The organism is Streptomyces hirsutus, assembly GCF_001418415.1.
In the GTDB taxonomy this organism is placed as follows: domain Bacteria; phylum Actinomycetota; class Actinomycetes; order Streptomycetales; family Streptomycetaceae; genus Streptomyces; species Streptomyces hirsutus.
This window is the reverse complement of record NZ_LIQT01000025.1, coordinates 12,943-33,911: the sequence shown is the minus strand read 5'-3', so window position 1 is coordinate 33,911 and position 20,969 is coordinate 12,943. Positions and strand designations below refer to the sequence as shown.

Sequence of the window (20,969 nt, the reverse complement as noted above, 5' to 3'; positions counted from 1 at the left end):
GGGCCTCGTCGACGAGGCCGGCATCCGTCCCGAGGTCATCTTCGCCGCACTGGTCGGCGCGATCCTCTGGAACCTCCTGACCTGGCTGGTCGGTCTGCCGTCCAGCTCCTCGCACGCCCTGATGGGCGGCCTGATCGGCGCCACCGTCGCCTCGGCGGGCTTCGGCGCGGTGCACGGCGACGTCCTGGTCACCAAGGTGCTGATCCCCGCGATCGCCGCGCCGCTGGTCGCCGGCCTGGCCGCGATGTTCGCGACCCGGCTGACCTACCGCATGGGCCGCAGGTCGGCCGACAGCAAGGCCTCCAAGAAGGGCTACCGGGCCGGACAGATCGCCTCCGCCGGTCTGGTCTCCCTGGCCCACGGCACCAACGACGCCCAGAAGACGATGGGCATCATCACCCTGGCCCTGGTCGCCGGCGGCACTCTCGCCCCGGACTCCGACCCGCCGATGTGGGTCATCGTCTCCGCGGGCGTCGCCATCGCGCTCGGCACCTACCTCGGCGGCTGGCGCATCATCCGCACCATGGGCAAGGGCCTGACCGACCTCCAGCCGCAGCAGGGCTTCGTCGCCCAGACCAGCGCCGCGACGGTCATCCTGGCCTCCTCCCACCTCGGTTTCTCCCTGTCCACCACGCACTCCGTCTCCGGTTCCGTGATGGGCGCGGGTCTGGGCCGCAAGGGCGGCGTGGTCCGCTGGTCGACGGCCACCCGGATGTTCGTCGCCTGGGGTCTGACGCTGCCGGCGGCGGCCATCGTCGCGGCGATCGCCGAGTGGGTCTGCGGCTTCGGCAGCTGGGGCACCGCTCTCGTCGCGGCCTTCCTGATCACCTCCAGTGCGGCGATCTGGAAGATCTCCCGGCGCGAGGTCGTCGACCACACCAACGTCAACGACACCGATGACACCGCCGGCACCGACGCCTCCGACGCCCTCGACGAGGAGCAGAGCGGCGTCGTGACCGCGGCCATGGCCGCGGTGGCCCCCCCTCCGGCGGGCCCCGTGACCGAGGAGCTCTCGGCCACCATCCCGGCTCCCGCCGACCCGGCGACCCCTCCGGCCAGGACCACGGTCTGACCCCGCGGGAAGACACGCAGAAGGCCCCGCAGGAAGACACCCAGGAAGACACGTAGGAGAAGAGCACCATGAAGATCGACTGGGCGGCCCTCGGTTCCGTCTTCGGCGTCAGCCTCGTGGTCACCGTGGCCCTGGTGGCCCTGTTCACCCTGGGCATCACCGGCCTGTCCCGCCGTGAGCGGGCCGCCGCCCAGGGCCAGTCCACGGTCCTGGCGGTCACCGGCGCCTACGCCTGCTTCGCGGCCTGCGCGGCGGCGGTGGCGTACGGGATCTATCTGATCATGGCCTGACGACTGCCTGACGACTGTCCGAGGGCTGTCCGATTCGCCTGACGGCGCCTGATCACGGGGCAGCACCCGGGCCGGCGTCCCGGTCGGGGTCATGTCGTCCGTCCGGCGGGCGGTGCGGGGCACCTTGCCTCCGTACCGCCCGTTGCGCGGTTCCCGGACCATCCGCCGACCGCTCCCGGACCGCCTGCCGGCCGTTCCCGTACCGCCCGTCACGCCACAGGCCCCCGGCCCGCGGTTCACCCTCCGAAACACCTCTGTGGGCCTCAGCACACTTCAGCCTCGCAGGTCAAAGGCAAGTTGACGGTTCTTCCGGACCGTGGTGGACTTCCGGAGCCATTACGGCGGCAGGAGAGGAAGCCGGTGCGAATCCGGCGCGGTCCCGCCACTGTCACCGGGGTGAACGACCCCGGAAGCCAGGAACTCCCACCGCCGGTCTCGTCGAACCAGGGCGTGGACACCCTGAGTGAGGACATACCGCCATGCCCGGCTGCCTGTTGAGGTCGACCAGCGATGCTCCGCCCCGGCTCGGGGCGGCCACTCCCGCCGGATCCCTCACCGGCTGACCCCATGGGTGCCGATCGCGAGTTCGCGTACGGCGCCGCCGCCGGCCTCCTCGGCGACCTGCTTCTCGGCGATCCCCGCCGAGGGCATCCGGTCGCCGCTTTCGGGCGGGCCGCGGCTGCCGTGGAACGGGTTCTGTGGCAGGACGACCGGGGCCGGGGCGCGCTGCACGCCGCCGTCTGCGTCGGCGGGACCGTCGCTCTGGGGAGCCTGGCCGCCCGCTGCGCACGATCCTCCCCCGCCGCCTCCGTCGCCCTGACCGGCGCGGCCACCTGGGCCGTCGTCGGAGGGACGTCGCTGGCCCGGGAGGCCCGCGCCATCGGGCGCGCCCTGGAGTCAGGGACCGCCGAGGGAATCGAGGCGGCGCGGGCCCGGCTGCCGCACCTGTGCGGACGGGACCCGCAGGCGCTGGACGCCGAAGGGATCGCCCGCGCGGTCGTGGAGTCCGTCGCCGAGAACACCTCCGACGCCGTGGTGGGCGCCCTGGTGTGGGGTGCCGTCGCCGGTGTGCCGGGGCTGCTCGGGTTCCGGGCCGTCAACACCCTGGACGCCATGGTCGGCCACAAGTCCCCCCGCCATCTGCGGTACGGCTGGGCCTCCGCGCGCCTCGACGACGTCGCCGGGTGGCCCGGAGCGCGGCTGACCGCCGCACTCGCCGCGGTCGCCGGGCCGGACCCGCGGGGTGCCGTCCTGGCCTGGCGCACGGATGCCGCGAAGCATCCGAGTCCCAACGCCGGGCCCGTGGAGGCGTCCTTCGCGGGCGCGCTCGGCGTGCGGCTCGGCGGGACGCTGTCCTACGCCGGACGGGTCGAGCACCGGCCCGTGCTCAACGGCGGCGGCCGTGCCGTGACCGTGGCGGACATCGACCGCACGGTACGGCTCTCACGGCGTGTCGGCTGGCTGGCACTCGGCGTCGGCGCCGCCGCGCGCATCGGTGTACGGGCCGTTGCGCGGGCCGTCCCCCGGGTGCGCGGAAAGGGGCGTACGGCATGAGGGGCGGTATGACGGGCGGCGGGCTGCTGGTCGCCGGTACGACGTCGGACGCCGGCAAGAGTGTGGTGACCGCCGGGATCTGCCGGTGGCTGGTGCGGCAGGGCGTCAAGGTCGCGCCGTTCAAGGCGCAGAACATGTCGCTGAACTCGTTCGTGACGCGGGAGGGCGCCGAGATCGGGCGGGCGCAGGCCATGCAGGCCCAGGCCTGCCGGATCGAGCCGACCGCGCTGATGAACCCGGTGCTGCTCAAGCCGGGCGGGGAACGGAGCAGCCAGGTCGTGCTGCTGGGCAGGCCGGTCGGTGAGATGAGCGCGCGCGGCTACCACGGCGGGCGGCAACAACAGCTCCTGGGCACGGTGCTGGACTCCCTCGCGCAGCTGCGGGCCACGTACGACGCGGTGATCTGCGAAGGGGCCGGCAGCCCGGCCGAGATCAATCTGCGGCGCACCGACATCGTCAACATGGGGATCGCCAGGAACGCCTCGCTCCCCGTCCTCGTCGTCGGCGACATCGACCGCGGCGGGGTCTTCGCCTCCTTCTTCGGCACCGTCGCGCTGCTGTCGCGCGAGGACCAGGAGCTGGTCGCCGGCTTCCTGGTGAACAAGTTCCGGGGCGATGTCTCGCTGCTGGAGCCCGGCCTGGACATGCTGCACGGTCTGACCGGGCGGCACACGTACGGCGTGCTGCCCTTCCGACACGGGCTCGGCATCGACGAGGAGGACGGACTGGCGGTGTCCCTGCGGGGCGCCGTACGGGAGTCCGCGGTCGCCGCGCCGGTCGGCGAGGACGTGCTGCGCATCGCCGTGTGCGCGGTGCCGCTGATGTCCAACTTCACGGACGTGGACGCGCTGGCCGCGGAACCGGGCGTCGTGGTCCGTTTCGTGGACCGGCCCGAGGAACTGGCCGACGCCGACCTCGTGGTGGTGCCGGGCACGCGCGGCACCGTACGGGCGCTTCAGTGGCTGCGGGAGCGCGGGCTCGCGGACGCGCTGCGGCGGCGGGCGGCCGAGGGACGGCCCGTGCTCGGGATCTGCGGGGGCTTCCAGATCCTCGGCGAGCACATCGAGGACGACGTGGAGAGCCGCGCCGGCCGGGTCGACGGGCTCGGGATCCTGCCCGTACGGGTGCGGTTCGCCCGGGAGAAGACGCTCGAGCGGCCCGTCGGGGAGGCCCTCGGCGAGCCCGTCGAGGGCTACGAGATCCATCACGGGGTCGCCGACGTACGGGGAGGGGAGGCGTTCATCTCCGATGGGAGGGGACACGGCCTGGACGGCTGCCGGGTCGGGCAGACCTGGGGCACGCACTGGCACGGTTCGCTGGAGTCGGACGGCTTCCGCCGGGCCTTCCTGCGCGAGGTGGCCGCCGCCGCGGGACGTCGTTTCGTACCGGCCCCCGACACCTCGTTCGCCGCGCTGCGCGAGGAGCAGCTCGACCGGCTCGGCGATCTGATCGAACAGCACGCGGACACGGACGCGCTGTGGCGGCTCATCGAGTCCGGCGCCCCGCGGGGACTGCCGTTCGTTCCACCGGGAGCGCCCGCATGAACACCGTGGTGCGGCCGGCCCTCGGCTCGGCGGGGCTCCGGCGGATCGTGACGGCGGGGAGCGCCGGCACACGAGAGCACGGCGGCCCGGACGCCGGGGCCGTGGACGGCCGGGAGATCCGCCCCCGGGCCGGCGGAGAGCAGGTTTCGATCCCGGCGGTCCCGCGGCCCGCGGCCGGGCTGAACAGCCGGACACCATCCGAAGGAGTGATCACCGCGTGAGTACGCCCTATCCCTTCACCGCCGTCGTCGGCCAGGACGACCTGCGGTTGGCCCTGCTGCTGAACGCGGTGTCACCCCAGGTGGGTGGCGTTCTCGTGCGGGGGGAGAAGGGGACCGCGAAGTCGACGGCCGTCAGGGCGCTGGCCGCGCTGATGCCGGAGACCGAGGTCGTACCCGGCTGCCGGTTCTCCTGCGACCCCGCGGCCCCGGACCCGTCGTGCCCCGACGGACCGCATGAGTCCCGCCCCGGGGCGCGCCGCCCCACGGCCCTCGTCGAACTTCCGGTCGGTGCCTCCGAGGACCGGCTGGTGGGTGCCCTCGACATCGAGCGGGCGCTCGCGGAGGGGGTGAAGGCCTTCGAACCGGGCCTGCTCGCGGGCGCCCACCGGGGGATCCTGTACGTCGACGAGGTCAACCTTCTGAACGACCATCTCGTCGACCTGCTGCTGGACGCGGCCGCCATGGGCGCCTCGTACGTCGAGCGCGAGGGTGTCTCCGTACGGCACGCGGCGCGCTTCCTGCTCGTCGGGACCATGAATCCCGAGGAGGGCGAGCTGCGGCCCCAGTTGCTGGACCGGTTCGGACTGACCGTGGAGGTCAAGGCCTCGCGGGAGCCGGACCAGCGGGTGGAGGTCGTGCGGCGCAGGCTGGCCTACGACGACGCCCCGGAGGAGTTCGCCGCACGCTGGGCCGGCGAGGAGACTGCCGTACGGCAGCGGATCATGGCGGCGCGGGAGTTGCTGCCGTCGGTGCGACTGGGTGAGGGGGCACTGCTGCAGATCGCGGCCACGTGCGGCGCCTTCGAGGTGGACGGCATGCGTGCCGACATCGTGATGGCGCGCACCGCGACCGCGCTGGCGGCCTGGGCCGGGCGGACGGACGTGCTGGCCGAGGACGTACGGCAGGCCGCGCTGCTGGCCCTCCCCCACCGGCGGCGGCGCAACCCGTTCGACGCGCCGGGGCTCGACGAGGACAAGCTCGACGAGACGCTGGAGCGGTTCGGCGGGCAGAACGAGGACGGGGACGGGGACGAGGCGGGGAACGACGACGGGGACGGCGACGGCGACGGGCCGGGTCCCGGCGGTGGTCCCGGCGGGCAGCCGGAGCCCGACGACGGGCCGCCCGGCGACGGTGACGTCGCCGCGCGGCCCGAGGCCGATGAGGCCGGAAAGCCGCAGGCGGGGCCCGGTGGCGGCGCGGGTGAGCGGGCCCCGGCGCGTGCTTCCGAGCCCTTCCGTACGAAGGTGCTGAGTGTCCCCGGCATCGGCGAGGGTGCCGCCGGGCGGCGGTCGCGGGCGCGGACCGACCGCGGGCGGACCACCGGGGCGCGCCGGCCTCGGGGTGCGCTGACCACGTTGCATCTGGCCGCCACCGTGCGGGCCGCGGCGCCGCATCAGCGGGTGCGGGGGCGCAGCGGCCCGGGGCTGGTGGTCCGGCGGGACGATCTCAGGCAAGCGGTGCGGGAGGGCCACGAGTCCAATCTCGTGCTGTTCGTGGTCGACGCCTCCGGGTCGATGGCCGCGCGGCAGCGGATGAGCGCCGTGAAGGGTGCCGTGTTGTCGCTGCTGCTCGACGCCTACCAGCGGCGGGACAAGGTGGGACTGGTGACCTTCCGCGGTGCGGCCGCCGAGGTGGCGCTGCCGCCGACCTCGTCCGTGGACGCGGCGGCGGCCCGGCTGGAGTCGCTGCCGACCGGCGGGCGTACACCGCTCGCGGCGGGGCTGCTCAGGGCGCACGAGGTGCTGCGCGTGGAGCGGCTGCGGGACCCGGCGCGGCGGCCGCTGGTCGTGGTGGTGACCGACGGGCGGGCCACCGGTGGCCCGCAGCCGGTCGCCCTCGCCGGGCGGGCGGCGCGGCTGCTGGCCGCCGAAGGGACGGCCTCCGTGGTGGTGGACTGCGAGGCGGGGCCGGTGCGCCTGGGTCTGGCGGGGCAGCTCGCGGGTGAGTTGGACGGTACGGCGGTGACGCTGGACGAGTTGCGGGCGGACTCGATCGCCGGGCTGGTCAGGGATGTGCAGGGTGCCGGAACGAGGAGGGCGGCGTAATGCCGAAGGGACAGCCGAGTGTCGTACCGCAGGATGGGCTGACGACGCGTCAGCGGCGCAACCGGCCGCTGGTCGTCGTGCACACGGGCGTCGGGAAGGGCAAGTCGACGGCCGCCTTCGGGCTGGCGCTGCGGGCCTGGAACCAGGGCTGGCCGATCGGGGTGTTCCAGTTCGTCAAGTCGGCGAAGTGGAAGGTCGGCGAGGAGAACGCGCTGCGGGTGCTCGGCGCCTCCGGCGAGGGGGGCAGCGTCGACTGGCACAAGATGGGCGAGGGCTGGTCCTGGGTGCAGCGGGACGCCCAGCTGGACAACGAGGAGAAGGCCCGGGAGGGCTGGGAGCAGGTCAAGCGGGACCTGGCCGCCGAGACGTACCGGCTGTACGTGCTGGACGAGTTCGCGTACCCGATGCACTGGGGCTGGGTCGACACCGACGAGGTCGTGTCGGTGCTGCGTAAGCGGCCCGGGACCCAGCACGTCGTGATCACCGGGCGGAACGCGCCGGAGAAGCTCGTGGACTTCGCCGACCTCGTGACCGACATGTCCAAGGTCAAACACCCGATGGACGCGGGGCAGAAGGGGCAGAGGGGCATCGAGTGGTGAGAGCGTCGGTGCCGTCGTCGGCACGAGCGTCCGCGGCGCCGCCCCGGCTGGTCGTCGCCGCGCCCTCGTCGGGCAGCGGCAAGACCACTGTCGCCACGGGCCTGATGGCCGCGCTCGCCGCGCGGGGGCTGGCCGTGTCCCCGCACAAGGTCGGGCCGGACTACATCGACCCCGGGTACCACTCGCTGGCCACCGGGCGGGTGGGGCGCAACCTGGACGCGTACCTGTGCGGGCCCGACCTGATCGGTCCGCTGTTCCTGCACGGGGCGCGCGGGTGCGACATCGCGGTCGTCGAAGGCGTGATGGGGCTGTACGACGGGGCCGCGGGGCAGGAGGAGCTGGCGTCCACGGCCCAGGTGGCGAAGCTGCTGCGGGCGCCGGTGGTGCTGGTCGTGGACGCGTCGTCGCAGTCCCGTTCGGTGGCGGCGCTGGTGCACGGGTTCGTGACGTGGGATCCGGAGGTGCGGATCGGGGGCGTGATCCTCAACAAGGTCGCGTCGGACCGTCACGAGGCTTTGCTGCGGGATGCGTTGGAGTCGTCGGGGGTGCCGGTGCTCGGTGTGGTGCGGCGGGCTCCGCGGGTCGGCACACCGTCGCGGCATCTGGGGCTGGTGCCAGTCGCCGAGCGGCGGGACAGTGCGGTGGAGGCGGTCGCGGCGATGGCCGCGCAGGTGGCCGCCGGGTGTGATCTGGAGGCGTTGGTCGCGCTGGCCCACAGGGCCGGGGACCTGTCGTGTGCGGAGTGGGACGCGGCGGCGGCTCTTGTTTCCTCTCCCCCGCCGCCCCTCCCCCTCCCTGCCCCGGGGGCCGGGCTCCCGGAGGGGCCGGCGGTGGTCGCCGTCGCCGGCGGGGCGGCGTTCTCGTTCTCCTACGCGGAGCATGCGGAGCTGCTCGCCGCTGCCGGGGCCGAGGTCGTCGTCTTCGATCCTCTGCGGGACGAGAAGCTGCCCGAGGGGACCCGGGGAGTGGTCGTCGGGGGCGGGTTTCCCGAGATGTACGCCACCGAGCTGTCGGCCAACGAGCCGCTGCGCAAGGCCGTCGCCGAACTGGCCCTGAGCGGTGCCCCGGTGGCCGCCGAGTGTGCGGGACTGCTGTATCTGTGCCGGGAGCTGGACGGTCTGCCCCTGTGCGGGGTGCTGGACGCCACCGCGCGGATGACCGAGCGGCTCACCCTCGGTTACCGGGACGCGGTGGCCGTGTCGGACAGCGTGCTGGCCCGGGCCGGGACGCGGATGCGGGGCCACGAGTTCCACCGCACCGTCGTCGAGCCCGGCGCGGGGGACGCGCCCGCGTGGGGTGTGCGGACACCGGAACCGCGCGTCGAGGGCTTCGTGCGGCGCGGTGTGCACGCCAGCTATCTGCACACGCACTGGGCGGCCGAGCCCGGGGTGGCCCGCCGGTTCGTGGAGCGGTGCCGGACCTCATGAGCGGCGGCGGGACGAGCGGCCGCGCGCGCGAGGCCGTCCTTGGGCCGCCGTCCCTCGTCGTCGGGGTCGGCGCCTCGAAGGGCGTCCCGGCCGAGGAGGTGCTCACGCTGATCGAGGCGGCCCTGCGCGACGCCGGGCTGTCCTCCGCCTCGCTCGCCCACCTGGCCACCGGGGACGCGAAGGCCGAGGAGCCCGGCATCGTGGAGGCGGCCCGGCGGCTGGGGGTGCCCCTGGTGGTCCACGGCTCCGAGGAACTGGCGCGCGTCGAGGTGCCCCACCCGTCCGACGCGCCGCTGGCCGCCGTCGGCATCCCGTCGGTCGCGGAGGCCGCCGCGCTGGCCGGCGGGGGTGAACTCCTCGTGCCCAAGCGCAAGTCGGAGCGCGCGGACGGGCAGCCGGCGAGGGCGACCTGTGCCGTCGTACGGCGGCCGGCACCGCACACGCACCCGCGCTCCCCTGCGAACTGAACCGGAGGACAGCATGCACGACCTGCGACACCACGGAGACGCCGAGGTCCGGGACGACGGCTCCGCGCTGGTCGACCTCGCCGTGAACGTCCGTGCGGGCACTCCCCCGGCGTGGCTGCGCGAGCACATCGCCGGGTCGGTGGCCGGCCTCGCCGCCTACCCGGACGGGCGGGCGGCGCGGGCCGCGGTGGCAGCGCGGCACGGGCTGCCAGTGGAGCGGGTGCTGCTGACGGCGGGGGCGGCGGAGGCGTTCGTGCTGCTGGCGCGGGCGCTGAAGGTGCGCCGGCCGGTGGTGGTGCATCCGCAGTTCACCGAGCCGGAGGCGGCGCTGCGGGACGCGGGGCACACGGTCGACCGGGTGCTGCTGCGGGAGGAGGACGGTTTCCGGCTGGATCCCGGCGCGGTTCCCGAGGCCGCGGACCTGGTGGTGATCGGCAACCCGACGAATCCGACGTCCGTACTGCACCCGGCCGCCGACATCGCCCGGCTCGCCCGGCCGGGCCGGACCCTGGTCGTGGACGAGGCGTTCCTGGACGCGGTGCCGGGCGAGCGGGAGGCACTGGCGGGCCGGACGGACGTACCGGGGCTGGTGGTCCTGCGCAGCCTCACCAAGACGTGGGGCCTGGCGGGACTGCGCATCGGGTACGTCCTGGCCGGGCCGGAGACGATCGGGCTGCTGACGCGGGCGCAGCCCCTGTGGCCGGTGTCCACGCCCGCGCTGGCGGCGGCGGAGGCGTGCGTGGGGCCCAGGGCTCTGGCGGAGGCGGACGAGGCGGCCCGCCGCACCGCCGCGGACCGCTCCCGTCTCCTCACCGGCCTCGGGGAGTTCGCCGACCGCGGGGTACGGGCCGTGGAAGGCGCCGAGGGCCCCTTCGTCCTCCTGCGTCTCCCGCACGCGGCGGCCGTACGGGAACGCCTGCGCGCACTCGGTTTCGCGGTACGGCGCGGGGACACCTTCCCGGGCCTCGACCAGCGCTGGCTGCGCGTCGCGGTACGCGACCGTGGGACGACGGACGCGTTCCTGGAGGCGCTGGGCCGGGCCCTGGACGCGAGCCGAGCCGAGCCGAGCTGAGCCGCGCACGGCGGCGGCCCGGCCGCGGCGGCCCGTCCCCCACCCGCCGGCCCCGGGCCGCCGGCCTCGTCGTAGTGGCCGCCGGTGTCAGGTGCGGCGGCCACGACACGCCGGTGTCAGGCGCGGCGCCCCCTGCGGGACAGCAGGACCGCCGCGCCGCCCGCCGCGAGGAGGGCGAGGGCGCCGCCCGCGACGTACGGAGTCGTCGAGTCGCCGCCCGTCTCCGCCAGGTCCGCCCGGGCCGGTGCCGCCTGTTCGGCCCGTGCGCCCTGGGGCTTGACGTCGGTGTCGGTGCCGCTGCCGGCCGGGGGTGCGGCCGTGTCGGCCCGCTCCTCCTCCTGCTGCCGCTCCGGCTCCGGCTCCTGCTGCTCGGCGGGAGCGGCGGGAGCGGCGGGAGCGGGGGCGGCATCGGCGCCCGGGGCCTCGCACGTGGCCTCGGCGAGGGTGACGGTGCCGTTGACCTCGGCGACGTTCAGCTTCAGCGGGTTGACGGACACCTTGAGCTGCAGTGCGGTGGCGGCGGCCGTACGGGAGGTGGTCTCCGTCTTCGACAGGTCCAGGCGGACCTCGCCGACGCCCGGCACCTTGACCTCGGTGGGGCCGGAGGCGGTCAGCCTGGTGCGCTTGCCGAGCACCGTCACCGTGCCGGGCAGGGTGGCCGAGGCGAGCGGGGTGCGACCGGTTTCGCAGACGGCCTTGGAGGTGACCGTCTCGAGCTCGACGAGCGACAGCAGGGGAAGTCCGGGCAGATGGATCCGGGCCTTGGCGAGGGTGGTGGAGGCCTCGGCCCTGTTCCCCTCGACCGTCGCCTTCGCGTCGGCCACCTCCGCGCGCAGCACGCTGAAGGGCTTGCCCTTGTCGACGCCCTCCAGGTCCGCGGTGAGGGCGGTCCTGCGCGCGCTCTGCGGCGCGTGGACCTCGTTGAGGGAGACCGTGAGCGGGACGTTCGCGGTCTTGTCGAGCAGGGCGACGTCGAGCCCGGTGCGCAGGACGGCCGCGCTCGCGCTGCCGTGTTCCCCGGTGGCCTGCGCCGTGCCCGCTCCGGCCAGTGCCGCGGGACCTGCGGCAAGGACGGTGGCCGTGGCGACGACGGCCCAACGGCGTGCGGGCATACGGAAGTTGGTGCTGTTCAAGGTGGTGGGACCCCCATGAGACGTGGGTGGGACCCGGAAAGAATGACCGCATCCGGAGGGGATCGTCAGCAATCCGACAACTCTTCACTCCTTCGTGGCGAGTCCGCCGATGCATTCGATTCCCGGAGGTTCCAGGGGCACGGCCGTTCCCCTCCGTCGTCCGAGCACCACCCGGTGGGCGGGTTTCGGCCACCGGGCCGTGTCCTCCGCTCCGCACCATGCCCCCGGACCGCGGCGTCCCTCCGCACCACGCTCCCGGGCCGTGTCGTCCCTACGCGACCACGTGCCCGTTCAGTACCACCCTGCGCGGGTCCGCCAGCACCCGTACGTCGGCGCGCGGGTCGGAGGCGTAGACGACGAGGTCGGCCGGGGCGCCCTCGTCCAGGCCGGGGCGTCCGAGCCAGGCGCGGGCCGCCCAGGTGCCGGCCGCGAGGGCGTCGACGGGCGGGATGCCGGCGGTGACGAGTTCGGCGACCTCGGCCCCCGCGAGGCCGTGCGGGAGGGTGCCTCCGGCGTCCGTACCGACGAAGACGGGGATACCGGCGTCGTAGGCGGAGCGCACGGTGTCGTAGCGGCGCTCGTGGAGCCGGCGCAGGTGGGCCGACCAACGCGGGAACTTGGACTCGCCGCCGTCGGCGAGGCCCGGGAAGGTGGCGATGTTGACGAGGGTCGGGACGATCGCCACGCCCCGTTCGGCGAACAGCGGGATGGTGTCGTCGGTCAGGCCCGTCGCGTGCTCGACGCAGTCGATGCCGGCCTCGACCAGGTCCCGCAGGGAGTCCTCGGCGAAGCAGTGCGCGGTGACGCGGGCGCCCAGCCGGTGCGCCTCGGCGATCGCCGCCTCGACGGCACCGCGCGGCCAGCAGGCCGACAGGTCGCCGAGGTCGCGGTCGATCCAGTCGCCGACGAGTTTCACCCAGCCGTCGCCGCGCCGGGCCTCCTGCGCGACGTACGCGACGAGGTCGTCGGGTTCGACCTCCCATGCGTAGTTGCGGATGTAGCGGCGGGTGCGGGCGATGTGCCGGCCGGCCCGGATGATCTTCGGGAGGTCGTCGCGGTCGTCGATCCAGCGGGTGTCGGACGGTGATCCCGCGTCCCGCAGCAGCAGGGCGCCGGCGTCGCGGTCGGTGAGCGCCTGCTTCTCGGCGACGTGGTCGGGGACCGCCCCGTGCCGGTCGAGGCCCACGTGGCAGTGGGCGTCGACCAGTCCGGGCAGCACCCAGCCCTCGACGGTCCTCACGTCGCGGGCCCCGGCGGGGCGGTCGTAGGAGATCCGGCCGTCGACGACCCACAGCTCGTCGCGGACCTCGTCGGGTCCGACGAGGATCCGCCCCTTCACGTGCAGCACCGCGCGTTCGCTCATGCACGGCACTTTATTGAACTCTCCCCCAGTTGGAGCAGAGGGATTCCTGGCTCAGGAATCCCCACAGGTCAGCGACCTGCGAGGTCCTGCTCCCTCACCACCGGCCGGGACGGAACCCGCCCGGTCTGCCGAGCAACGCTCGGGTAGGTCGTCCTGGCTGTCGATCGACACGGTGTGCGCGCTCGGTTCTCGCAGCGCACGGCAGGAACTTCACCCGTTCGAAGGAGATCAGGTGAGCCGCGGGCTGGACTTGCCCACCTGCTCGGAGGTCTCCTCCTCCACGTCCGCCATGGCGGGGTCGAGGAGCCGGGAGAGGAAGTGCCGGGTGCGTTCGTGCCGGGGGGCGCCGATGACCTGGTCGGGGGCGCCGTCCTCGACGATCACCCCGCCGTCCATGAAGACGACCCGGTCGGCGACCTCGCGGGCGAAGGTCATCTCGTGGGTGACGACCATCATCGTCATGCCCTCGTCGGCCAGCATCCGCATCACCGCCAGCACGTCGCCGACCAGCTCGGGGTCGAGCGCCGAGGTCGGCTCGTCGAACAGCATCACCTCGGGGCCCATGGCCAGCGCCCGGGCGATGGCGACGCGCTGCTGCTGGCCGCCGGAGAGGGAGGACGGGTAGGCGTCCGCCTTCTCCGCGAGACCGACCCGCTCCAGGTTCGCGGCGGCGGTCCGGGCGGCCTCCGCCTTGCCCCGCTTCAGCACCCGGCGCTGCGGCAGGGTGAGGTTCTCGGTGACGGTGAGGTGCGGGAAGAGGTTGAACTGCTGGAAGACCATGCCGATCCGGCGGCGGGCGGCGTCGATGTCGACGTCCGGGTCGGTGAGCTCCGTACCGCCGACGTACACCTGACCCTTGGTGGGTTCCTCGAGCAGGTTCACGCACCGCAGGAGGGTCGACTTGCCCGAGCCGGACGGCCCGATCACGCAGACGACCTCGCCCCGGCGGATCTCCAGGTCGATGCCGCGCAGCACCTCGTTGCTGCCGAACGACTTGTGCAGCCCGCTGACCCGGATCTCCGGGTTACCGGTCCGGCTCTCCGGCTGCTCGCCGGTCTGCCCGTCCGGCTGGTTGTCCGGCTGGCTCATTTGACGGCCTCCTGGGCCTTGGCCTCCATACGGCGTACGACGAAGCCGAGCGGAATGGTGATCAGCAGGTAGCACAGGCCGGCGACCAGGATCGGGGTGGAGTTGGCGGTCTGGCTGGCCAGGTCGCGGCCGTACTTGGACAGTTCGCGCTCCTCCAGGGTGACGCCGAGGAACAGCACCAGCGAGGAGTCCTTGAAGAGCAGGACGAGTTCGTTGGTGAGCGGCGGCAGGATGACCCGGAAAGCCTGCGGGATGATGATCGAGACCATGGCCCGCGCGGGCGAGAAACCCAGCGAACGGGCCGCCTCCATCTGCCCCTTGGGCACCGCCTGGATGCCCGCGCGGATCGTCTCGGCCATGTAGGCGGCGGCCACCAGGCCGAGCGCGAGGGCGACCTTGCCGTAGGTGCCGCCGACGATCTCCGTGCCGGGGAAGGCGAGCGGCACGGCCACGCCGATGAAGATGAAGATCAGCAGGGCGGGCAGGCCCCGGAAGATCTCGATGTAGATGCCCGCCAGCCAGCGGTACGGGCCGACCGACGACAGCCGCATCAGCGCGAGGAGCAGGCCGAGGGCGAGTCCGACGACGAAGCCGGTCACCGTGTAGAGCACGGTGTTCTTCAGCGCCAGGGTGATGATGTCCGGGAACATCCGCTCGGCGATGTCGAGCTGGGCGAACTGGTTCTTCAGCCTGCCCCAGTCCGCCGAGGCCACGAAGGCGGCCACGGCGGCGACGAAGACGACGTACTGGGCGCCGCGCGACAGCCGGCGCTTCTGGCTCCGGGTCAGGCCCTTCTTCCGCAGCTCCGGAGGCACCTTCGTGTCGGCCATGGGATCAGGTGGCAGACGGTTCGGCGGCGGACTCGTCGTACGGGCCGATCCACTGCTCGTACAGCTTCTTGTACGTGCCGTCGGCCTTGGCGTCCGAGAGCGCCTTGTTGACGGCCTTCTGGAGCGCGGTGTTGCCCTTCTTCACGGTGAAGCCGTACTGCTCACCGGTGTCGAGGTTGTCGACGACCTCGAAGGCGTCGGCGGTGGCCTTGTCCTTGAGCCAGCCCTGGACCACCGGGAAGTCGATGACGACGGCCTTGACCTGGCCGGTACGCAGGCCGTTGAGGACGGCGTCGGAGGACTCGAAGGAGACCGGGTCGAAGCCCTCCTTCTTGACGTAGTCCTCGCCGGTGGTCTGCGCCTGGGCGCCGATCTTGACGTTCTTCGACTTCACGTCGGCGAGCGAGGTGACGCCGGCCTTCTTGTCGACGAGGACGGCCTGGGTGGCGTTGAAGTACGGGTCCGAGAAGTCGACGTTCTTCTTGCGTTCCTCGGTGATGGTCATACCGGCCGCGGCCAGGTCGCACTCGCCGGAGTTGAGGAACGCGCCGGTCTTGAAGTTCTCGAACGGTGTGTCGACGATCGCCTGCTTCACTTCCAGGTCGTCGGCGACCAGGTCGATCAGCGCCACGTCGAAGCCCTGCACCTTGCCGTCGATCTCCGACTGGAAGGGCGGGTACGGGAGGTGGGTGCAGGTGGTGAGCTGCCCCGCCTTGGCGAGTTCGACGCCGCCGGCCGCGGTCTTGGAGGCGCCGCCGTCCCCGTCGTCGGTGGAGGTGCAGGCGGTCAGGAGCACCAGCCCGGCCGTCGCGGTGGTGGCGGCCAGAACACGGGTCCTGCGGCCGAGGAGCGTCTTCACTGAGGCCTCCTGGTAGGGAACAAATGAGGTTCTGATTATAAGGAGAAGTTTGGGTTACTCAAACCAAACCGATGGCTGCGGCGCCGTCCGACCTAAGAACCGGGCGTGGGAAGGGACTTCCCGGCAGTCCGACCGGGCGCCCTGACGTCCGGACCGGGCGCCCCGTCGGCCCGGCCCGGACGTCAGGGCGGGCTCCCGGGGCCCGGACCGGGTTCACCGGGAGCCGGGGATACGCTCGACTCCGTCGAACCCGTGCCCCATGCCCCGTGCCCCGCGCACGACCCGTGGCGCCGTAGAGCCGTGATCTGGAGAGCAACGCCGTGAGCACCCACCCCTTCCTCGGTCTGGCCCCGCTGAGCGCCGCGCGCTTCGCCTCGATCGAGGACCGCGTGGCGCGGCTGCTGCGCACCACGCAGGACGTCGTGATCATGCAGGGCGAGGCGCTGCTTCCACTGGAAGGCGCGATCCGCGCGACCGCCGGCCCCGGCACGACCGCGCTGAACGTCGTCACGGGCCCGTACGGGCAGACCTTCGGCGACTGGCTGCGGGACTGCGGCGCCGCGGTGATCGATCTGGCGGTGCCGTTCCACACGGCGGTGACGGCCGGGCAGATCCGCGAGGCCTTCGCCGCGCACCCGGAGATCGACTTCGTCTCCCTGGTGCACGCGGAGGCGGCCACCGGCAACACCAACCCGGTCGCGGAGATCGGCGAGGCGGTGCGGGCGCACGGGGCGCTGTTCTACCTGGACGCGGTGGCGTCGATCGGGGCGGAACCGGTGCTGCCGGACGCGTGGGGCGTGGACCTGTGCGTGATCGGGGCGCAGAAGGCGATGGGCGGCCCGGCCGGCGTGTCGGCGGTGTCGGTGAGCGAGCGGGCGTGGGCCCGGATGGCGGCGAACCCGCGGGCGCCGCGCCGCTCGTACCTGTCCCTGCTGGACTGGAAGCAGCGCTGGATCGACGGGGGTCGCGCGGTACTGCCGCACGCTCCGGCACAGCTGGAGATGCTGGCGCTGGAGGCGTGCGTGGAGCGCATCGAGGCGGTGGGCCTGGAGACGCTGACGGCACGGCACGCGGCGGCCGCGGCGGCGACCCGGGCGGGGGCGCTCGCACTGGGCGGCGGCCTGGAGCCGTACGTCCACGACGCGGCGGAGGCGGCCCCGGTCGCCACGACCCTGCGGGCCCCGTCGGGCGCGGTGGCCTCCGAACTGGTGGCCCGCGCCCTGGCCGTGGACCCGGCGCTGCCGCTGGCGGCGGGGGGCGGGTCGCTGGCGAAGGAGATGATCCGCGTCAACCACTACGGCCCTGACGCGACCCGGGGCGCGGTCCGGGCGAGCCTGACGGCCCTGGGCACGGCACTGGCGGAGCAGGGCCTGCCGGTGGACGTGCAGGGGGCCCTGCGAGCGGCCGACCACGGCTGGCGGTAGGCGACCGACCGCCGCCCCGCCCGGCGCCGGGCAGCCGGCACTCGCCCGCCGGGGCGCACGCGGGCCGCAGGGGTCGACGCCGGCCCCTTTCCGGAGCGCGTCGCCGACGGCACCGCAGCGTGACAACGGTGTCACCGAACGGGACACAGGAATCCAGGCATAAATTCACAGGATTACCGGAAGCCTTTCCCGGGTATTCTCGCTCGCCATTCTCCCCCTTATTTAAATAATACCTTCCAGAGCAGTTTCCCATGTCCTTCTGCCCCCTTTCATCGACCCTAAACGCATCGATTTTCCACAGTCCGGAACCGACGCATCCCGGACATGATCGCGGGCGTTATGGACTTGTGACCAGCTCCACAAGGTGGCCGATTTGCGGCTTGAATCCCGCCCGAACAGGGACATTCCGCCAGGCTTCCGCTTGCGGCTTCACGCTCGCGCGATAACATAGACAAGCCACTCAGGTAACCCCGACAGCCGATGCATTTTCGAATTTACCTGGGTAAGTTCAATTCACATGACTGCCGCACAAGCAGACCCGCAAATCGACCGCCCCGCCCCGGCGGACGGAGCCGCGCTGTGGCGGATAGCAAGGGACTCGAAAACCCTCGACCTGAACTCGTCGTACAGCTATCTCCTGTGGTGCCGGGACTTCGCCGCCACATCCGCCGTCGCACGTGACGCCGGCGGGGAGCCGATCGGCTTCGTCACCGGCTACGTACGGCCGGACAGCCCGCACACCCTGCTCGTCTGGCAGGTCGCGGTGGACGAGACGCACCGCGGCCGGGGCCTGGCCGCCGCTCTGCTCGACGGTCTGGCCGCACGGACCGTCGCGGAACACGGAGTGACCACCGTGGAGACCACCATCACACCGGGGAACACCGCGTCCGAGCGCCTGTTCACCGCGTTCGCCGAACGCCACGGGGCCCGGCTGGAGCGCGAGGTGCTGTTCGAGGCGGAGCAGTTCCCCGACGGACCGCACGAGCCCGAGGTGCTGTACCGCATCGGTCCCCTCTCCCCCTGACCACCGGCCCCACGCACACGGACCCGTGCGTCACCCCGCCGGTCCCGGACTCCCTCTGACTTCCCACGCCACTGAGGAGCGATTCGTCGTGACCATCACCCAGCCCGATCTGAGCGTCTTCGAGACCCTTGAGTCCGAGGTGCGCAGCTACTGCCGCGGCTGGCCCACCGTGTTCGACCGAGCGCACGGCAGCCGCATGTACGACGAGGACGGCCATGAGTACCTCGACTTCTTCGCCGGAGCCGGCTCACTCAACTACGGCCACAACAACCCGGTACTGAAACGGGCGCTGATCGACTACCTGGAGCGGGACGGCGTCACGCACGGGCTCGACATGTCGACGACGGCCAAGCGCGCGTTCCTGGAGTCCTTCCAGAACTGGATCCTGCGTCCGCGCGACCTGCCGTACAAGGTCATGTTCCCGGGCCCGACCGGCACCAACGCCGTGGAGTCGGCGCTGAAGCTGGCCCGGAAGGTGAAGGGCCGCGAGGCGATCGTCTCGTTCACCAACGCCTTCCACGGCATGTCGCTGGGCTCCCTCGCCGTGACCGGCAACGCCTTCAAACGCGCCGGGGCGGGCATCCCGCTGGTGCACGGCACGCCGATGCCGTTCGACAACTACTTCGACGGCCAGGTCCCCGACTTCCTGTGGTTCGAGCGGCTCCTGGAGGACCAGGGCTCCGGCCTCAACAAGCCCGCCGCGGTGATCGTCGAGACCGTGCAGGGCGAAGGCGGCATCAACGTCGCCCGGCCCGAGTGGCTGCGCGCCCTGGCCGAGCTGTGCGAACGCCAGGACATGCTGCTCATCGTCGACGACATCCAGATGGGCTGCGGCCGCACCGGCGCCTTCTTCTCCTTCGAGGAGGCCGGCATCACGCCCGACATCGTCACCGTGTCCAAGTCGATCAGCGGCTACGGACTGCCGATGGCGCTGACCCTGTTCAAGCCCGAGCTGGACATCTGGGAGCCGGGCGAGCACAACGGCACCTTCCGCGGCAACAACCCGGCCTTCGTCACGGCGACCGCCGCCCTCGAGGCCTACTGGGCCGACGGGTCGGCGATGGAGAAGCAGACCCGTGCGCGCGGCGAGCAGGTCGAGCAGGCGATGGCCGCCATCGCCGAGGAGAACCGCGCCGACGTGAAGGAGTACCGCGGTCGCGGGCTCGTGTGGGGCATGGAGTTCCACGACAAGGCGCGGGCCGGACACATCGCCGCGCGCGCCTTCGAGCTCGGGCTGCTGATCGAGACGTCCGGCCCGGAGAGCGAGGTCGTCAAACTCCTTCCGGCCCTGACCATCACCCCGGACGAGCTGGACGAGGGGCTGACCACACTGGCCCGCGCCGTCCGCGAGACCGCCTGAACCGTCCGGACCACCGGAATACTCCGGTCCGTCCGGGCCACCCGAACAGGGTGGACCCCCTGAACCGTCCGCTGAACCGTCCGGGTCCCGGGCCTCGGCCCGGGACCCGGACGGACGGCGGGCACCACCGGCACCATCACCGAGGAGGCATCGCAGCACCGTGATTGTCCGTTCCTTCAAGGAGCTCGAAGGTACCGACCGGCACGTGAAGTCCGCGTCCGGTACCTGGGAGAGCAAGCGCATCGTCCTCGCCAAGGAGAACGTCGGCTTCTCCCTGCACGAGACCATCCTGTACACCGGTACGGAGACGTCGATGTGGTACGCGAACCACATCGAGGCCGTCGTCTGCGTGGAAGGAGAGGCCGAACTCACCGACCACGACTCCGGGCTGACGCACACGATCACGCCCGGGACGATGTACCTCCTCGACGGGCACGAGAAGCACACGCTGCGGGTCAAGAAGGACTTCCGCTGCATCTGCGTCTTCAATCCGCCCGTGACCGGACGGGAGGACCACGACGAGAACGGCGTATACCCGCTGCTCACCGAGGAGGTGTGAGGTTCCATGACCACCGCTGCCGTCAGCACCCAGACTCACGTCCCCGACCTCTATCCCACCCGAGGCAACGCCGAGGTGCTCACCCCCCGGCAGGACCCGGTCGTCTGGGGCGCCCCCGACGCCCCCGGCCCGATCGCTCCGGCCGACCTGGGGTCGTTCGAGCGTGACGGTTTCCTCGCCATCGATCAGCTGATCACCGACGACGAGGTGGCCGTCTACCGGGACGAACTGAACCGGCTGGTCTCCGACCCGGCGATCCGGGCCGACGACCGGTCGATCGTCGAGCCGCAGTCCAAGGAGATCCGGTCGGTCTTCGAGGTCCACCGGATCAGCGAGGTGTTCGCGCGGCTGGTGCGCGACGAGCGCGTCGTCGGCCGGGCCCGGCAGATCCTCGGCTCCGACGTGTACGTCCACCAGTCGCGGATCAACGTCAAGCCGGGCTTCGGGGCCAGTGGCTTCTACTGGCACTCGGACTTCGAGACCTGGCACGCCGAGGACGGACTGCCGCGGATGCGGGCGGTGTCGGTGTCGATCGCGCTCACCGAGAACTTCGACACCAACGGCGGGCTCATGATCATGCCGGGGTCGCACAAGACGTTCCTCGGGTGTGCGGGGGCCACGCCGAAGGACAACTACAAGAAGTCGCTGCAGATGCAGGACGCGGGTACGCCCTCCGACGAGGGGCTGACCTCGCTGGCGTCCGAGCACGGCATCAAGCTGTTCACCGGCAAGGCCGGCTCGGCTACCTGGTTCGACTGCAACTGCATGCACGGCTCCGGGGACAACATCACGCCGTTCCCGCGCAGCAACGTGTTCATCGTGTTCAACAGCGTCGAGAACACGGCCGTGGAGCCGTTCGCGGCGCCGGTCCGGCGGCCCGAGTACATCGGGGCCCGGGACTTCACTCCGGTGAGGTGACCACGCCGGCCTGAACGCGCCGGCGTGACCATGACTGCGGGCCGGGCCTCCTCGTGTGGGACGGGGGGCACCGGCCCGCTGCCGTTCCCGGCCCGCGCAGCCCGTGGTCACCCGGGCGG

19 protein-coding genes, 1 pseudogene and 1 riboswitch are annotated in these 20,969 nt (G+C 72.5%); of the genes and pseudogenes, 15 read left to right on the top strand and 5 right to left on the bottom strand.

Translation table 11 applies throughout. The annotated features are described in order from the left end of the window. The 10 genes and pseudogenes from AOK11_RS02280 to cobC form a co-directional block, all read left to right on the top strand. Nucleotides 1-1,072, top strand: a 1,072-nt coding sequence (locus AOK11_RS02280) for an inorganic phosphate transporter (protein WP_055591934.1), incomplete at its 5' end; no start/stop codon positions are given. Nucleotides 1,073-1,140: 68 nt separating this feature from the next. Then, nucleotides 1,141-1,362: a hypothetical protein gene (locus tag AOK11_RS02275; RefSeq protein WP_055591933.1), complete on the top strand. Its 222-nt coding sequence runs from the start codon at nucleotides 1,141-1,143 to the stop codon at nucleotides 1,360-1,362. Nucleotides 1,363-1,665: 303 nt separating this feature from the next. Next, nucleotides 1,666-1,804: riboswitch (cobalamin riboswitch) on the top strand. Nucleotides 1,805-1,929: 125 nt separating this feature from the next. Continuing rightward, the gene (locus AOK11_RS02270; RefSeq protein WP_055591932.1) at nucleotides 1,930-2,916 is read left to right on the top strand and encodes a cobalamin biosynthesis protein; all 987 of its coding nucleotides are present in this window, start codon (nucleotides 1,930-1,932) and stop codon (nucleotides 2,914-2,916) included. 8 nt (nucleotides 2,917-2,924) lie between these two features. Beyond that, nucleotides 2,925-4,460 (top strand): cobyric acid synthase, encoded by a 1,536-nt coding sequence (locus tag AOK11_RS02265; protein WP_055591931.1) that lies wholly within the window; start codon nucleotides 2,925-2,927, stop codon nucleotides 4,458-4,460. Beyond that, on the top strand, nucleotides 4,457-4,681 hold the full coding sequence (locus AOK11_RS02260) for a hypothetical protein (protein ID WP_055591930.1): 225 nt from the start codon (nucleotides 4,457-4,459) through the stop codon (nucleotides 4,679-4,681). The genes AOK11_RS02265 and AOK11_RS02260 overlap by 4 nt, the downstream gene beginning before the upstream one ends. Then, entirely contained in the window at nucleotides 4,678-6,726 is a 2,049-nt protein-coding gene (locus AOK11_RS02255; protein WP_055591929.1) for a putative cobaltochelatase, read from the top strand. The genes AOK11_RS02260 and AOK11_RS02255 overlap by 4 nt, the downstream gene beginning before the upstream one ends. Continuing rightward, a complete protein-coding gene (gene cobO / locus AOK11_RS02250; RefSeq protein ID WP_055591928.1) occupies nucleotides 6,726-7,325 on the top strand; it encodes a cob(I)yrinic acid a,c-diamide adenosyltransferase in 600 nt (199 codons plus the stop codon). Before AOK11_RS02255 ends, cobO begins: the two co-directional genes overlap by 1 nt. After that, nucleotides 7,322-8,752: a cobyrinic acid a,c-diamide synthase CobB gene (locus AOK11_RS02245; protein WP_388220133.1), complete on the top strand. Its 1,431-nt coding sequence runs from the start codon at nucleotides 7,322-7,324 to the stop codon at nucleotides 8,750-8,752. The genes cobO and AOK11_RS02245 overlap by 4 nt, the downstream gene beginning before the upstream one ends. Further along, nucleotides 8,749-9,183 (top strand): annotated as a pseudogene (locus AOK11_RS02240) (cobalamin biosynthesis protein); the annotation flags it as partial. The gene AOK11_RS02245 and the pseudogene AOK11_RS02240, both read left to right, overlap by 4 nt. Nucleotides 9,184-9,232: 49 nt before the next feature. Further along, nucleotides 9,233-10,291 (top strand): Rv2231c family histidinol phosphate aminotransferase CobC, encoded by a 1,059-nt coding sequence (gene cobC, locus AOK11_RS02235; RefSeq protein WP_055591925.1) that lies wholly within the window; start codon nucleotides 9,233-9,235, stop codon nucleotides 10,289-10,291. A gap of 116 nt (nucleotides 10,292-10,407) precedes the next feature. Here the strand turns inward: cobC and AOK11_RS02230 are convergent, their stop codons facing one another. The 5 genes from AOK11_RS02230 to AOK11_RS02210 form a co-directional block, all read right to left on the bottom strand. Continuing rightward, complete coding sequence (locus AOK11_RS02230; RefSeq protein ID WP_055591924.1) at nucleotides 10,408-11,424, bottom strand: SCO1860 family LAETG-anchored protein; 1,017 nt, start codon at nucleotides 11,422-11,424, stop codon at nucleotides 10,408-10,410. Nucleotides 11,425-11,695: 271 nt separating this feature from the next. After that, on the bottom strand, nucleotides 11,696-12,787 hold the full coding sequence (locus tag AOK11_RS02225) for an amidohydrolase family protein (protein WP_055591923.1): 1,092 nt from the start codon (nucleotides 12,785-12,787) through the stop codon (nucleotides 11,696-11,698). Between the two features lie 228 nt (nucleotides 12,788-13,015). After that, complete coding sequence (locus tag AOK11_RS02220) at nucleotides 13,016-13,876, bottom strand: amino acid ABC transporter ATP-binding protein (RefSeq protein WP_240497176.1); 861 nt, start codon at nucleotides 13,874-13,876, stop codon at nucleotides 13,016-13,018. After that, on the bottom strand, nucleotides 13,873-14,706 hold the full coding sequence (locus tag AOK11_RS02215) for an amino acid ABC transporter permease (protein WP_055591922.1): 834 nt from the start codon (nucleotides 14,704-14,706) through the stop codon (nucleotides 13,873-13,875). The genes AOK11_RS02220 and AOK11_RS02215 overlap by 4 nt, the downstream gene beginning before the upstream one ends. A gap of 4 nt (nucleotides 14,707-14,710) precedes the next feature. After that, nucleotides 14,711-15,565 (bottom strand): transporter substrate-binding domain-containing protein, encoded by an 855-nt coding sequence (locus tag AOK11_RS02210; protein WP_055591921.1) that lies wholly within the window; start codon nucleotides 15,563-15,565, stop codon nucleotides 14,711-14,713. Nucleotides 15,566-15,885: 320 nt separating this feature from the next. Here AOK11_RS02210 and AOK11_RS02205 point away from each other — a divergent pair, with 320 nt between their 5' ends. The 5 genes from AOK11_RS02205 (at nucleotide 15,886) to thpD (ending at nucleotide 20,850) form a co-directional block, all read left to right on the top strand. After that, on the top strand, nucleotides 15,886-16,989 hold the full coding sequence (locus AOK11_RS02205) for a pyridoxal-phosphate-dependent aminotransferase family protein (RefSeq protein ID WP_055591920.1): 1,104 nt from the start codon (nucleotides 15,886-15,888) through the stop codon (nucleotides 16,987-16,989). Between the two features lie 517 nt (nucleotides 16,990-17,506). Then, nucleotides 17,507-18,013 carry a diaminobutyrate acetyltransferase gene (ectA, locus tag AOK11_RS02200; RefSeq protein ID WP_055591919.1) on the top strand — a complete coding sequence of 169 codons (507 nt, stop codon included), beginning with the start codon at nucleotides 17,507-17,509 and terminating at the stop codon, nucleotides 18,011-18,013. A gap of 88 nt (nucleotides 18,014-18,101) precedes the next feature. Next, complete coding sequence (ectB, locus tag AOK11_RS02195) at nucleotides 18,102-19,373, top strand: diaminobutyrate--2-oxoglutarate transaminase (RefSeq protein ID WP_055591918.1); 1,272 nt, start codon at nucleotides 18,102-18,104, stop codon at nucleotides 19,371-19,373. 160 nt (nucleotides 19,374-19,533) lie between these two features. Beyond that, on the top strand, nucleotides 19,534-19,932 hold the full coding sequence (locus AOK11_RS02190) for an ectoine synthase (RefSeq protein WP_055591917.1): 399 nt from the start codon (nucleotides 19,534-19,536) through the stop codon (nucleotides 19,930-19,932). A 6-nt stretch (nucleotides 19,933-19,938) separates the two neighbouring features. After that, nucleotides 19,939-20,850 (top strand): ectoine hydroxylase, encoded by a 912-nt coding sequence (gene thpD / locus AOK11_RS02185; protein ID WP_055591916.1) that lies wholly within the window; start codon nucleotides 19,939-19,941, stop codon nucleotides 20,848-20,850. Nucleotides 20,851-20,969 lie beyond the last annotated feature (119 nt).

What these genes read in the sequence shown, in the direction of transcription:
- AOK11_RS02275 (WP_055591933.1), top strand. Translation starts at nt 1,141, where the DNA reads ATGAAGATCGACTGGGCGGCCCTCGGTTCCGTCTTCGGCGTCAGCCTC.
- AOK11_RS02270 (WP_055591932.1), top strand. Translation starts at nt 1,930, where the DNA reads ATGGGTGCCGATCGCGAGTTCGCGTACGGCGCCGCCGCCGGCCTCCTC.
- AOK11_RS02265 (WP_055591931.1), top strand. Translation starts at nt 2,925, where the DNA reads ATGACGGGCGGCGGGCTGCTGGTCGCCGGTACGACGTCGGACGCCGGC.
- AOK11_RS02260 (WP_055591930.1), top strand. Translation starts at nt 4,457, where the DNA reads ATGAACACCGTGGTGCGGCCGGCCCTCGGCTCGGCGGGGCTCCGGCGG.
- cobO (WP_055591928.1), top strand. Translation starts at nt 6,726, where the DNA reads ATGCCGAAGGGACAGCCGAGTGTCGTACCGCAGGATGGGCTGACGACG.
- cobC (WP_055591925.1), top strand. Translation starts at nt 9,233, where the DNA reads ATGCACGACCTGCGACACCACGGAGACGCCGAGGTCCGGGACGACGGC.
- AOK11_RS02225 (WP_055591923.1), bottom strand. Translation starts at nt 12,787, where the DNA reads ATGAGCGAACGCGCGGTGCTGCACGTGAAGGGGCGGATCCTCGTCGGA.
- AOK11_RS02220 (WP_240497176.1), bottom strand. Translation starts at nt 13,876, where the DNA reads ATGAGCCAGCCGGACAACCAGCCGGACGGGCAGACCGGCGAGCAGCCG.
- AOK11_RS02215 (WP_055591922.1), bottom strand. Translation starts at nt 14,706, where the DNA reads ATGGCCGACACGAAGGTGCCTCCGGAGCTGCGGAAGAAGGGCCTGACC.
- ectA (WP_055591919.1), top strand. Translation starts at nt 17,507, where the DNA reads ATGACTGCCGCACAAGCAGACCCGCAAATCGACCGCCCCGCCCCGGCG.
- thpD (WP_055591916.1), top strand. Translation starts at nt 19,939, where the DNA reads ATGACCACCGCTGCCGTCAGCACCCAGACTCACGTCCCCGACCTCTAT.